General features: G+C 33.2%; 17 protein-coding genes and 1 tRNA gene. 4 read left to right on the top strand and 14 right to left on the bottom strand.

The genetic code is table 11. The features are described 5' to 3' along the window. Positions 1 to 171 precede the first annotated feature (171 nt). The 9 genes from BUC01_RS24355 to BUC01_RS24315 all read right to left on the bottom strand — a co-directional run bounded on the left by BUC01_RS24355 (position 172) and on the right by BUC01_RS24315 (position 7,136). On the bottom strand, positions 172 to 1,356 hold the full coding sequence (locus BUC01_RS24355) for a coiled-coil domain-containing protein (protein ID WP_073315166.1): 1,185 nt from the start codon (positions 1,354 to 1,356) through the stop codon (positions 172 to 174). 31 nt (positions 1,357 to 1,387) lie between these two features. Further along, positions 1,388 to 2,482, bottom strand: a complete 1,095-nt coding sequence (locus tag BUC01_RS24350) for a hypothetical protein (RefSeq protein WP_139261919.1) — start codon at positions 2,480 to 2,482, stop codon at positions 1,388 to 1,390. A gap of 1 nt (position 2,483) precedes the next feature. After that, on the bottom strand, positions 2,484 to 3,401 hold the full coding sequence (locus BUC01_RS24345; RefSeq protein WP_025835649.1) for a PD-(D/E)XK nuclease domain-containing protein: 918 nt from the start codon (positions 3,399 to 3,401) through the stop codon (positions 2,484 to 2,486). After that, on the bottom strand, positions 3,394 to 4,077 hold the full coding sequence (locus BUC01_RS24340; RefSeq protein WP_025835651.1) for a hypothetical protein: 684 nt from the start codon (positions 4,075 to 4,077) through the stop codon (positions 3,394 to 3,396). The genes BUC01_RS24345 and BUC01_RS24340 overlap by 8 nt, the downstream gene beginning before the upstream one ends. Before the next feature lie 91 nt (positions 4,078 to 4,168). Next, entirely contained in the window at positions 4,169 to 5,137 is a 969-nt protein-coding gene (locus tag BUC01_RS24335) for a DUF5712 family protein (protein WP_025835652.1), read from the bottom strand. Between the two features lie 4 nt (positions 5,138 to 5,141). Further along, positions 5,142 to 5,726, bottom strand: coding sequence for a BfmA/BtgA family mobilization protein (locus BUC01_RS24330; RefSeq protein ID WP_025835653.1), 585 nt, complete (start codon positions 5,724 to 5,726; stop codon positions 5,142 to 5,144). 284 nt (positions 5,727 to 6,010) lie between these two features. Beyond that, on the bottom strand, positions 6,011 to 6,343 hold the full coding sequence (locus BUC01_RS24325) for a helix-turn-helix domain-containing protein (protein WP_022011056.1): 333 nt from the start codon (positions 6,341 to 6,343) through the stop codon (positions 6,011 to 6,013). Positions 6,344 to 6,505: 162 nt separating this feature from the next. Then, positions 6,506 to 6,928 (bottom strand): hypothetical protein, encoded by a 423-nt coding sequence (locus BUC01_RS24320; RefSeq protein ID WP_008763847.1) that lies wholly within the window; start codon positions 6,926 to 6,928, stop codon positions 6,506 to 6,508. Continuing rightward, on the bottom strand, positions 6,903 to 7,136 hold the full coding sequence (locus tag BUC01_RS24315; protein ID WP_008763846.1) for a hypothetical protein: 234 nt from the start codon (positions 7,134 to 7,136) through the stop codon (positions 6,903 to 6,905). Before BUC01_RS24315 ends, BUC01_RS24320 begins: the two co-directional genes overlap by 26 nt. Before the next feature lie 211 nt (positions 7,137 to 7,347). On the opposite strand from BUC01_RS24315, the gene BUC01_RS25645 reads away from it, so the two are divergent. Next, on the top strand, positions 7,348 to 7,743 hold the full coding sequence (locus BUC01_RS25645; protein ID WP_159106546.1) for a hypothetical protein: 396 nt from the start codon (positions 7,348 to 7,350) through the stop codon (positions 7,741 to 7,743). Positions 7,744 to 7,948: 205 nt separating this feature from the next. Here the strand turns inward: BUC01_RS25645 and BUC01_RS24305 are convergent, their stop codons facing one another. From BUC01_RS24305 to BUC01_RS24295, 3 genes are all read right to left on the bottom strand, one after another. Further along, positions 7,949 to 8,611 (bottom strand): fluoroquinolone export ABC transporter permease subunit, encoded by a 663-nt coding sequence (locus BUC01_RS24305; protein ID WP_025835659.1) that lies wholly within the window; start codon positions 8,609 to 8,611, stop codon positions 7,949 to 7,951. After that, positions 8,608 to 9,456, bottom strand: a complete 849-nt coding sequence (locus BUC01_RS24300; protein ID WP_007656984.1) for an ABC transporter ATP-binding protein — start codon at positions 9,454 to 9,456, stop codon at positions 8,608 to 8,610. The genes BUC01_RS24305 and BUC01_RS24300 overlap by 4 nt, the downstream gene beginning before the upstream one ends. A 123-nt stretch (positions 9,457 to 9,579) precedes the next feature. Next, positions 9,580 to 10,170, bottom strand: a complete 591-nt coding sequence (locus BUC01_RS24295; protein ID WP_007656985.1) for a TetR/AcrR family transcriptional regulator — start codon at positions 10,168 to 10,170, stop codon at positions 9,580 to 9,582. A gap of 287 nt (positions 10,171 to 10,457) precedes the next feature. On the opposite strand from BUC01_RS24295, the gene BUC01_RS24290 reads away from it, so the two are divergent. From BUC01_RS24290 to BUC01_RS24280, 3 genes are read left to right on the top strand one after another with little or no spacing between them, the layout of a single operon-like run. Beyond that, a complete protein-coding gene (locus BUC01_RS24290; RefSeq protein WP_025835668.1) occupies positions 10,458 to 10,772 on the top strand; it encodes a helix-turn-helix domain-containing protein in 315 nt (104 codons plus the stop codon). Then, entirely contained in the window at positions 10,759 to 11,052 is a 294-nt protein-coding gene (locus BUC01_RS24285; RefSeq protein WP_025835670.1) for a DUF3876 domain-containing protein, read from the top strand. The genes BUC01_RS24290 and BUC01_RS24285 overlap by 14 nt, the downstream gene beginning before the upstream one ends. Before the next feature lie 53 nt (positions 11,053 to 11,105). Further along, entirely contained in the window at positions 11,106 to 11,399 is a 294-nt protein-coding gene (locus tag BUC01_RS24280; protein WP_025835672.1) for a helix-turn-helix domain-containing protein, read from the top strand. A gap of 282 nt (positions 11,400 to 11,681) precedes the next feature. On the opposite strand, the gene BUC01_RS24275 is transcribed toward BUC01_RS24280, so the two are convergent. Both BUC01_RS24275 and BUC01_RS24270 read right to left on the bottom strand, forming a co-directional pair. Further along, positions 11,682 to 12,902: a site-specific integrase gene (locus BUC01_RS24275; protein ID WP_025835674.1), complete on the bottom strand. Its 1,221-nt coding sequence runs from the start codon at positions 12,900 to 12,902 to the stop codon at positions 11,682 to 11,684. A 242-nt stretch (positions 12,903 to 13,144) separates the two neighbouring features. Further along, positions 13,145 to 13,217, bottom strand: a tRNA-Lys gene (locus BUC01_RS24270). Positions 13,218 to 13,223: the final 6 nt, after the last annotated feature.

Here is a 13,223-nt window from a genome sequence, read left to right as displayed (position 1 = left end):
GTGATCCGCCTGGGATTCTCCTGCTGGAGTTACCATGCTGATATTTAAAACTTTATATTTTCTGCTTCAAGCATATCCCATGATTTATCCCACTAATTTGCTACATGCTTTTGCGGTAGTTTGCTCATGGAGAATACTGAGGGCAAAGATATAAAAAAAGAATTATTTATATCATTTTGTTGTACTTTTTATTGTCTCTAGAAGTTTGATTACAATATCTATTGGTAATGCATCTTTTCTTTCTTCATTAAGAATGCTTTCTTCGTCATGAATAATATTTTGGCTTAACAAATGTCCTTTGATAAGTTTATCCATAGCACTATTTATTCGCTTCACTGCATCTTCAATATTAGGAGCTAAGGTGTTTAGAGATAATAATAACCCTTCAATATATTTGATATGATGTATTCGTTCTGCCAAAATAACTAATTGTCTTTGTGCTCTATTCATTTGTACAATAAATGCCCATAGTAGAGCCCCTGAAATGGGAATGGGGACATAGTATGGTACATATTCCAATAACTGAGGATAGTCATTTTCTTGAGACAATGATTTGCATAAAATTATTTCAAGCACTAGTAATAAAATTATAATAGATCCAGACAATACCATATAAATATAATAAAGAGTTGATAAGCGAGAATACTCTTTACTTATCGGATCTAAAAGAGAAGATAAGTTTTTAAAGGTAGATTCAATCTTTTCACTCCAATTCTTTTGCGCATCTTCTTGCTTTCTCTTTTCTTCTAATTCTTTTTCAGCATCACTTAAACGAGATAACGTTTCTGCTAACTCAATTTTAGTTTGAGAAATATCATTTTCTTTTTGCTGTAATTCTGTTTTTTGATCTTGGCTGACCTCCGACAGTTGCTCTTTAGTTTTTTGTAGTTCAGATAATTGTTTTTCCAATTTACTTTTTGAACTTTTCAGCTCAGATATCTGCTGTTCATAATATGTTTCCGAATTGTAAGATTTACCTATGAATAATTTTTTATTATTATTGGTCAATGAACAAAGAACTGATAGCAATTTTTGGCATATATTTCTGATTTCTAAAACATTATTTGCGCCAAACTCTATTGTGTCATTCTGGTATCTTGCAATATTACTTTCCAGATCCATTGAAAACCTCGGAAACTCACGATATATAATTTCTAAAAATTTGTCATTGAGCATAAACTTATCTGGGACGAGTATCTGATTCTCCAAAATCGATAATAAATTTATTATATGGATTACATCTATGCCTGATTTTTCTAAAACACGTTTTTTTTCATTGTTTGTAAAAATATATCTAAGATTTATAATTACAGATTTTGCATTTTCTACCTCTGCTGCTACTTGTTGTTGTATCATAATCTATGCTTTAGTATAGTTGGGATTATATCTATATCAGTTCTTGATATATTCTTTTTGCATTATTCCAAAAAAGACTAGACATCTCTCTCTTATATTCAATGGTTGGAGTATAGTACACTTTTTTTCTTTTTGTATTTTCCACTCTTGCTGTACTAATTATTGATACTTCAAATATTTTGGGACTACCTTTAAATTCTGCTTTAATTGAAATATATTGCGGCTTCTTTATATTCTCAAATTCATATGTCATTGCAGTAAATATACATCCATCTTTCTCAGCTTGTTTAACAAATGGATGCTCGCGTAGATTGCGTCCATCTAGTACGGCTTGACTAATACCTCCTAAATTCTCATCATCAACAATTGCAATATCTTCATCACTTTCGTCATCTTCTTCACTATCATTACCAGTAGTTGCCAAAGTACTTTTTCTCCTTTTGAATGTTAATTGTTTTATGTCAGATATTCTCCATGTTTTATTATCCAGTCCCTCTTTTGTCAGTCTATCAAAAAAAGAAATGACATTAGGGATAGTTAAATTATCTATTTCTAAACTGTTTATTTCTGCATTTTTACCATCAACGATAAAGTTCATTAGTTTCATGACTTCCTTGCCATCAGAAGAAGTATTTCCATCTACTTCGACTTGCCAATTTCCATCTTCAATACTATGAAAATAGAAGTCTGTTGCCAACTTTTCGTTTTGTAAAAATTCAATTTTTCCTGTTTTTCGTTTAGTATATTCTATTTCTCCATGAAAAATAACATTTTCTCCTATTTTCTTTTTCGTTATAGCCTTTAACTGATAGCCTTTAGATTGTAATTGTCCAAAGTCTCTTAAACGATCATAAAGATTTTCTAAATCAAAGTTCTTTTCTTTAGAAATGATAGTGAAGCCACTAAGTACTTGTTTGTTTGAACTTTGATATGCCAGATTTCTAATTTCATCTAAATCTGTATACTCATATAAATGATATGATAGTTCTTTTATTAAATCTTCCTTTGAAGCATTTACTAAAAAAATACCTCGTTTTTGAGCAAATTGATTGATAAATCCTCTTGTGATTAATGGAGAATTTAAGACTTCTTGAATTTCATATATAGTAGGATATTTATTTATCATGTCAGTCATTAATAATAAATGTTGGTAATTCAGTACAAGAATTCATATCTTTTATGTCAAACTCAATATTTTCATTTTCATAAGATTTTTTTATTTGCGGTAGAATTTTGCGAAACTCATCGTCATCTCTTTTGTATTTGTATATCACAAGCTTGAACTCCTGATCAACGAATGAATATGATTTTAGTATTGATTTTAGCATTTCGAAAGAACGCACATCCAATTCTCCCCAATAAAATACTATATTCGTATCATATCTCTTTCCTGATGATTTTAGTTGACCTAAAATAAATTTGGAAAAAAAATAATCTAAAGAAAGCACAGCACTTCTTTGAACAGCTCTTTCATGTATGAATGCAGATGGATAATAAAACTTAAAGTTCTCATTAAACTCTCTTACAACAGTATATAAGGAGCATAATTTTGAAATTAAATCATTATCTATCACATATATTTTATTGTAAACGCCATTGCGAAATGTTCTGGAAGATACTTTTATTTCGCTTAATATTTCAAGGAATTTTTGGCGATACTCCTTATAGTTTTCTATATCATCAAACCAAATAAATATTAAGCCTATTTTGAGTGTTGATATATCTTTGAATATAGGAAAACGCTCAATAAGATATTCAGAATTTCTTAGCTCTAATATTTTTATATTTAACCGATCTATCCACTCTTGAAGTTTTGACTTGCTAAAACTTGTAGTTTTGTAAGACTTTGCTTCCAATATTAAACTCTCAGGAATGTCTTTAGCAGGATCTTTAAATGAATACAAAGAATCAATCCCATATTTTTCTCCATCGCTTCCTTCTAAATCCATACCACTATCTCCAATCATATCCCATGAGAATAGATTAAGAAGTTTTATTGCTCTTTTGTTCCAAAGCTCGCCTTTGTATTGTGAATCTTCAGCCATATATTTTATTTTTTATATTTTCCAATATGGAATAAAAATCATTTTCATTACATTTAATACTAATTGATGCATTAGTAGAAATTACAAGTTGAAATTCATCTTGTTCAAAAATAGATATACTAACCTTTACAATATCAGATAAATATTCATTTAGTAATTTTTCCCCTATACTTTGCTTTGTTATTTTAGCTGTATATTTTCCAGTTGCACCATCATTATATGTAAACCTCTGTATTACAATTTCCTCTATCTTGTAATTAAGTACATTGGTGATTATTTTATTCATAATATTTATAGGAGAAGTATCAACACTTGTATAGGTAAAGGGTACTTCAAATGTATTTCGTAATGCTGATTTTATCTTGTTATGATTTGATGTTAAACCATATGTATATAAAAACAACTTTTCAAAATCCATACCGAAAGAAATTTCTTCAAAAACAGGAATTTCCTTTTTGATGAAATCTTTATTCTTTAAATCATATTCTAAAAGTGTCGTTATACTTCGTTTTATTAAAGTAGCATATACAATACCACTGTTGATTTCAACATCAGTGTATCCAAACCCAATATCTTCATTGTAGGGCAATGTTTTAAAAACATTCACAACATCATTAACAGATAGTGTTTTGGGATAATCAAAATGACTAAATATAATATTGATTCTCTTTTTCATATTCTATATATCTAATAACACAAAAATACTAAAAAACTCAATACCAATGACATAAAATCTTATGTTTTTTAACAAACAGCTTATTTACATACTATATCTTATGTCTTATCTTCTTTTTCTTCTTGACATTTGTAGGTTGTGATTCGGGATTAGGTTGGTTTGAGGAGAAAAGTAACTCTGTTGAAATAGCAGAAAAAAATGAACCAGAAGCCTCGTTGTTTTGAGGCTTGAGATGTGGATTGATGAATGTATTACTATCTTGTTTATCGGCAATAGTTATATTGGTGTTAAAAGTTTGATTACTTGTTATTTGATTTTCAGGATTGATAGAAAGCATGTTTTCTTGATTGATTTCTGTCTTTCTTTCACTGGATTGAAATACTTCCTCCTGTGACTTAAGCTTTTCAGGAATAGAACCATTCTTCATCGTGTTATGGTAATCAAATGATTCTGTTTGCTGACGATTGTTATTAAACAGCTTATCAAATCCTTGTTCGGTTCGCTGGAACAGATTCACACGGTCAAACCCACCTTTGATTACTCCGTTCTTGGTATTCTTATGATTAGTAAGCGGTGATAACTTCTTTTTATTATTTTGGTCTTTCCGACTGACAATCAAATGACAGTGCATATTCAGTTCATTATCCGAACGATCACGGTCAAAATGAATCTTACCATAGAACTTTATATCCGAAGCGAATAGTTCTTTATTGAAGTTTTTGGCATATTCAGGGATAAATACTTCCCGAATATACCGTTTCATAGCTTCGGCTTGCTCCTGCTCTGTATTACCCATTGCTCGGAGTTCCTTTTCCGATGGACTGACATGAATAGCGTAAAACTTAGCATCCGTTTTTAGGAGTTGCCCGATATTGGTATCTATATCTTTTATGACCTTCGATTTATAGATGTTATCATTCGTCAGATTGAAAAAACCTTCGGTATAAATACCTTTTTCTATTCGCTCTAAATCTTCGTGTTCCATGTAATTAGCTAGCTGTTGGCAACTCCCAGCATTATTATATGTTCCGTTTGAAGGCGGAGCAAAGTCTATGTGCATAATCTTATGTGTTTATCAAATTGTTGATTTCGGCTTTCAGATTCTCTTTCCTTTTACTATCCATCACACCGCAAGCGGAAAGTTCCGAATTGAGTTGTATCAGTTGAAGTAGCTTCTTATAATCCCGTTGATGTATCTGATAGAGGGCATTAATCTGCTTGGATTGGTTGTTTATAACATCGGCATGATTACAGAACAGCTCACTTAACTTTTTAAGCACGGATATTTGTCTTTCCTGACTGGCTTCCAGTTGAGAGAGGATCAGAGTTTCCAAAGTTTTGCCGATAGCATCAAAGCGCAAAGCTATAGAATTTGTTGCTCGTATCATAGGATTCAGTTGTTCTTCCTCGTAGTGACGGATAAAGCGGATAATATCATCCTGTCTCTTATTTATTTTCGCCAGTTCCGATTTTACAGATTCAGGTGCTTCCGATGGGTTGACATGTGCCTTATCTATATACCCGAACGCCAACTTTGCAACTTCGCTCTTTTTCAGTGAATAGCGTTTGCATATCTTCTCTACTAAAGCTGCCGTTTCCTTGTCTATGGAAATGGTAGTGAATATCGTTTTTCGACTGCTATTGGGCATGATAATTACTTTTTTATAGAAATATGAATAGATAAATACTTGATAATAAGCGTTGCAAAGAAAATGCTTATTACAGGTGTCATTACAGCGTGTTCTTGTAACACGCTAAAGCCTAAGGCTTTGCCCCGCAGGGCAAGAGGGAAGAACAGGACTTGTCCAGTTCCCTCTTGCTTCATTTAGCGAAACGAGCCGAACCGATAGGTGAAGCGGTTTCTACTAAATCGGGGTGGTTACACAAAGTGATAGCTTAAACACAAGCTTCTTTCCTCTGCTGCATTTTGCTGTCAGAGTTTGTTTTCTAATTGATTGGCTTTTTCAAACTGTTTATAAGTTTGATAATCGGCTCGTTCACGTACAAAAGCTCTAATATCGCTAGCCCGATAGTAGGTTTTATGCCCAATAGTAAAGTAGGGGAGCTTGCCTTTTAGTCGATAGCGTTGTAAAGTTCTGAAAGACACTTTTAACAGAAATGCTAAATCTTGATTATCAAGTAATCGTTCATTTTCTTCTAATACCTGATCGGTATTGATAAGGGATTTTAAGTCTTGTCCTATCTCAGTGAGTTTCTTAGATAGCTTCTCCATCCATTTATCGAAGTTTTCGTTGTCTATATACATTTTGCTTCATTTTTTAGTTTAACATTATTGTTCTCAATCGATTGATGAAGCAAAATTCAGTAAAACAATGTAGCAGAAAAAGAGGAGTAGTTACCTACTCCCCGAAAAGATATTTGTAAATATCTGAGAATGAATAGTTTGTATAAATATCTTTTTTGATCTTTATCGGTTCTTACGTTTTCGATCCTCTTTGATGATAGCATTTCGTAAGGCATCCAATGTTTTGGTAAGGTTGTACGACTTGCGGGTAAATACTTCACCTACCTTATCGTAAATACTTCCGAATTTTAGATTGAAAAGCTGCTCAAAGCCACGAGCTAAACGAACTTCTGGGACAGGTTTTCCATCTTCGCCAACGATTTGCCCCTGTAAAAACAGAGCTAATACGATTTCTGCAATGCCAATAATCCCCAAGTCTTTTGACTTAGGGATTACATATAGGTCGGACTTGAACGCTGTAGGAATAGATAACTTAAATTGTTCTGGATGGTTAATTTTCAAGTTGATTAATTGTAACTCGGCATCAATTGTCGATAACGCTTTATGGACATAGAGAATTTTAAGCGCATTTTTCCCCCTGCCCACATTGATATAACTCTTTTAAGGGTGCTATCTCAATACGGGTGAGATTTAGCATCCGAAAGATATAGGAATAATCTTCTGAATTGCTAATTGTGACTATGTGCTTGACAAATTCTCCATAAGCATCTTGCATCTCTGTGTTAGTAACTTCTTGTGAAGTTTTAGACAATAGCTCAAAAAACTTCATTTTCAATAACTCATTCATAAGCATAATTTTTAGATAGTGAATAATATTAATTCGTATAATCGTAAATTCAATATGCTTATTTAGGTACTATACTTTTTATATCTTCGGTATTTATAGTATCAATTTTAGGAGAAACTATATTTTTGTGATATACCTATTATATAATATGTAAATCAGTCCGCCAGAAAGAAATATAGTTGGTAGAATAAACCAATAGTTATTACTTATTAGAAACTTGGCTATCCAAAAAGAAGGGAGAAATGAAAATACATATTGGGTACTATCTGTAATAACAAAAGGTATTATTAATCCCACCATAACTAAAGCAGATACTTTTGCAAGTGCCATACCTTCTACTTTATTCCCCGCATATGCCAAAATAATCATAGCAGCCACAACGCTTAGTATTGTAGCCAATATTGATATTATAAATGTAGTCCATAATGACATATCTGATACAGAACAAAAAGAAAGCAGTACGAAAGAAACAATGGCTGCAAATAAAACAGGAATAAGCAATCTTGATATAAGATACCCCTTCTTACCAAGTGGGGTAATTATGATATACCTGTTGATTTTCATGTCTGTTTCATCTAATACCACTAAGACCGAAGCGAAGCAAATCATGTAAGGACACATAATTGCAAGGAATAAATCCAATATCGGATAATATAGGCTGAAATCTTTTAGCATCGGATAATGCTGTACAATTAAAGGGAAAACAAACCTATATATTGCTGCTAATATTAGCGGGATACATATTATTGCAGATAACATACCATCTGAGAATATGTTTCTGATAAACATTTTGAAGGAAATAATATTCTGATTCATAATTATATCGTCATCATTTTTTTTACTGACAGACAAGAAAAAATATACATTGCAATACCCCAAATGCTTATTGCTATTAGAGATATGACACTGATATTTCCAGACATAAGTTCTATAAGACTTATACTTGGATGTAATAGCATAGCTCCCGATTTATAGCCCATTGTATAAACAGATATGGGAGCTACAGATATTATTAAAGTGGGAACCATAATCAGCATAAAATTATTCATGGTTGAAATAAAAGCAGAAAGTGATATTCCAACCAGTGTGAATAATGCTGAACCTAACATAATTCCAACAGCAAGATGTATGTAAGAATGTTCCATGCCTGAGAACAATGCGATGAGAACTCCACTTAGCAAAGAAATTAGTCCAATGGAAATTACCTTTGACAAAATGTATGCGTGTATTGATATGGGCGAAACAGCTAATGCCTGCATTACTTTTTCGCTTTTCTCGAATAATATTATTGCTCCCATAAACATTAATCCGATCAGTACGGGATCTGAAAATATAAGGGTAGTTGTACATAGTTCTTTCCACGGCATAGGAAGAATGCGCAATACTGTAATATACACTAGTGTAAATAACGTATATAGGGTATAAAAACCATATTTGTATTGTTGCCGAATATCACCTAGTATTAAACCTTTAAGCTTCATAGTAATTTCCTCCCTGTTATTTCTGAGAATATATTGTCTAATGTTGGCTCATTGCTATGTATTGATAATAAGGCATTAGCTTGAATCAGAGATTGTAGCTTTTTATCTGTACTTATTTTGTCAAGTGCGATTGTAGTATTTAATTCTTTTTGATTCTCCAAATATGAATATGTTACTTCATTATAACGCCTTGACATGATAAGATTATGAGGAGTGTCCATAGCTTTAATGTTGCCATCAACAATAAATGCTACACGATCACAAAGTTCGGTTGCATCGTGCATATTGTGAGTAGTCAGAATGATTGTTACTCCTTTATTTTTAAGATCAAGAATAATGTTTTTCATCACTTGGGAGTTCGAAGGATCTAAACCAGATGTTGGCTCATCCAAAAATAACACTTTGGGCTGATGAATAATTGACCGGGCAAAGTTTAATCTGGATTTCATACCTTTAGAAAAACCTGCCACTTTCTTATTGGCATGTTGTGATAGTCCAACCATTTCTAATAATTGTTCGATAGGAATCAGCTTACAGTCATATAAAGAACCAAAGAATTTTAAGTTCTCCAATGCGGTGAATTTCTCATAAAAACTAGGAAATTCAAAATCGACACCAATACTCTCATAGAACTGGTCAGACTTATTTCTAATTTCATTATTATTAATAGAAACACTCCCCTTATATTTAGGGAGCATACCTATTAATATCTTTTGGAGAGTGCTTTTTCCTGCTCCAGAAGGTCCTAGGAAGCCAAATATTTCTCCGCTTCTTACTTGAAAATTCATATTCTCAATAAATGGTAGTTGAGAATAACTAAACGATAAGTTTTTTACTGTAATCATAATTTTTAAATTTTATATCGTATGACTAAAATTGTTTATATAGTCATATTGTAAATTCAAAGTATCGCTATGTAACATATTTGCACATAGTCAGTTGATATTATATAATCTTGTTGTATTGGATTAGTCTTTAAATAGTTGCTGTACTATTCCCCTAACTATAAACTTGAAAACTTCATTGTAAATATCTGTTCCAATTGTTTTCTCGTTTAGAATAGTCAAGAATGCAGCTCTTAAAGCCCCTGCAAATACTTTTGTATCAATTGATTTACTTTCTGGAATAAATTTCAGTAGTTCGTTTGCTAGCATGACATCATCATCTACGTGTTTTGAAAGTACTTCTTGAGGGAGCTTTCTATTTAGATATTCCACATCACTATTAACGAAGATAGATACAAAGTATGGTTTGTTGTTGATTAGCAAGTCAGATATAATATCTGTCAATGTATCAACTGTAATATTATTGGTATGCTTATTTATGGCATTAAGAAATTCTTTTTCCAATTTCTTATGATAGTCTATTATTGTATCGAAAAAAAGAAGTTCTTTTGATGTATAGAATAGATAAAATGCTCCTTTAGAAATATTGGCATATTTAACAAGCTCATCTACAGAAGTTTTACGTACCCCTTGTTGCTGGATAAATAGCAAAGCTCCTTCTTTGAGTTTATCCTTTATAAGCTTTCTTTCGTTGTCATCAAATGCTTTTGCCATACCGTGTGACTATTTTGTTATTATTGGTCACTGCAAACATAAGCGTTATTTTTGAATTGACAAAGAAATATCGGTTTATTTTTCTTTGTTTCTATATGATCTGCCTAAATCAATGAGTATTTGGTCTATAAATCATTGTATTATGTTGCCACGATAAGTACATATTAAGTCATTAAGAACTTTACTTCGCCACTTTCGGACAGTTTTGAAAACGGCTCATGATTCTTCTTTTATTTGCCGATGAAAATAAAATCGACACGTTTTATAAACCTTTTAAAATTGAAAGTATGGAAGTAGTAACTATTGAAAAGAGAACTTTTTCGTATGTCTGCGAGAGGTTCACGGAGTTTGCCAAACGGATAGAAAGTTTGTGCAGCACTCATACCCAGAAAGTCGAAAACTGGCTGGATAGTCAGGAAGTGTGCCTGTTGTTAGGCGTTAGTAAGCGAACTTTGCAGTATTACAGAAGTAGCGGAAGATTGGCTTATTCTCAAATTGGTAGTAAGATTTATTATAAGACTTCCGATATTGAAAGAATTATTGCAGACAGTGAAACGCAAAATCAATCACCCAAACACCCCACGTCTTATGAAAAGAATTAAAAAAGATTATCCGTTTTTCAACCTGTTTTCCATTGTTGGCACATGGGAAAGCATTAATCTGAATCCTACGGTTATCATCTATCGGAGCGACAAAGAGTACCTTCTTTCTATTATATATGTATCGGAAACAACCAAACAGGCTTCACCTGCTACTTATGAGATACAGCAAGATGGTAGCCAGTATTTTATTGCCCCTGCATCCAAACGGCTCTATGTAGATTATGATCCGGCAAAAGACGTACTTAACATTTCATCTTTGGGTCACTATCTGCGTAACTAACCAGCTATCTAGCCATCTTGAAATCAATATTTCAATAAAACAATCTTTCAATCATGGAACTAATAAATAAAGATACCCCACAAGTCAAAGAATTTATTTCTTCGCTCGATTCGATGCTGGATGGTATTGAATCTATAGTCAAGCATTACAAGCCCCACCTGAATGGGGAATGCTTTCTTTCTAATAATGAAGTTTCCAAGAAACTGAATGTCAGTTTGCGAACCCTGCAAGAATGGCGAGATATAGGGCTAATTCCCTTTATCCAGATAAAAGGTAAAATCATCTACCGTCAGAGTGATATTGATAAACTGCTCCAAAAGCACTACTTTGAAAGTTGGAAAGAGTAACCTGCCAAGCCCAAAACATTGTTTTTCGGAATTTAGTTTGAATCATTGACTTTCCCAGTGAAGTATTTAGTCTGTGCAAGTCTTTAGATGAAAATACGCTCGAACATAGTGAGAGGAAGATTTTCATCTAAACCGAAGGCTTGGACTTGAACAGGCTAAATACGGAACTTATCTTTGTCAATGCTTCATATTGAGTTCTGGAAAACTTACTATAAAAGAAAAGGATTGAGAAAATGAAATTCATTCTTCCCAATCCTTTTTCAATATTAGCTACTATCTTTATTATATAGCCAATTCCGACAGGCAGCTATTTACTTTTTGCATATCCTTGAAAATATTCTGATCCAATACCCTTGCATAGTGTTTTGTTACGCTTGTATCTGCATGACCTAACATCTTAGCAACATTCTCCATACTTACGCCATTTGCAAGGCAAATGCTTGTAGCATAGCTATGACGGGCGGTATGTGTGCTAAGATTTTTATGAATTCCGCACACATCGGCAATCTCCTTCAAATAACTGTTCATGCGTTGATTACACAATACAGGTAAAAGTTTTCCGGTACACTCTGCCACATCCTTATATTTATCAAGTATAGAAGCTGCCACAGGCAGCACAGGAATGTTACACATGATTTTTGTCTTTTGCCGGTTCTTCCTTATCCAAAGTTCCCCTTTGTTGTCTTTTACCAAGTGTTCGGGTGATAAATCTTTCACATCGCTGAACGCCAAGCCAGTAAAAATGCAAAAGACAAAAACGTCACGTACCTGTTCTACTCGTTTAATTGTAAACTCTTTGGCGAGAATGATTTTAATCTCGTCCATCGTCAGAAATTCAGGATCGGTTTCTTCCAATTTGAAACGGTAGTAAGCAAACGGATCTTTCTTTATCCAGTCGTTTTCCAAAGCAATACGGATAATCTTCTTTAAATTCTTCAATCGGGTAATAGCGGAGTTCTGCGCACAACCTTTTTCAATCTTCAAGAAAGCATCGAACTTAGAAATGAAGTTGGCTTCCAAGTTATTCAGGGCAATATCAGATAACTGATATTCTTTCTTAATGAATTCCTCCAAATATCGGGTAGTGGTTTCATACCGTTGAACGGTTTTACTAACAAAGTCTTTGCCGATCAGCTTACGACTTTGTTCGTTGTGTTCTCTGAATACTTGCAAAAGGGTTTTGCTTTCTTCATCCACACCATAATACAGTTTTCTCACAAGATCAACAGTGATAACCTTGTCGGAAGTTTCCAGTTCCCTATAAATTTGGTGTATGCGTGAGCGTGTGATTTCTAAGTAGTGGTTCAGTTCCACCGACATACGGTCTTTTCCTTTTGAATTCTCTTTTGCTTGATTCCATAGGTTTACGGGACAACTTCTTTTGATAGAAATATCTACCATACAGCCGTTTACAGTGATTCTCATGCACACAGGTGCTTCTCCGTTCTTTAATAACTTGGCTTTTTTGATAAAGAACAAAACAGAAAATGATTTTCGAGCCATTTTTACATCGTTTTTTAAGTTACAAAACTATGTATTCTCTTCCAAAGTAAGTCTATGCAAAATGTTATGAATCAGAGAGAAAGATGCAAATTCGTGGGACTTTTTTAGACTAAATTTTAGTCCCACGATTTATCCACCGATAATATGCTTGAAACGGCTATTTTCTGCTACCTGCCAGAAAAAAGAAATCCCTGATAATGTCTGATTATCAGGGATTTGCTTGATTTTTCTTTTGTTTTCAGTGATCCGCCTGGGGCTCGAACCCAGGACCCCAACATTAAAAGTGTTGTGCTCTACCTGCTGAGCTAGCGAATCAAACCT

This window comes from Bacteroides stercorirosoris, assembly GCF_900142015.1.
Lineage (GTDB): Bacteria > Bacteroidota > Bacteroidia > Bacteroidales > Bacteroidaceae > Bacteroides > Bacteroides stercorirosoris.
Note: the sequence above shows the minus strand (reverse complement) of the source record. Positions and strands in the feature narration are given on the sequence as shown.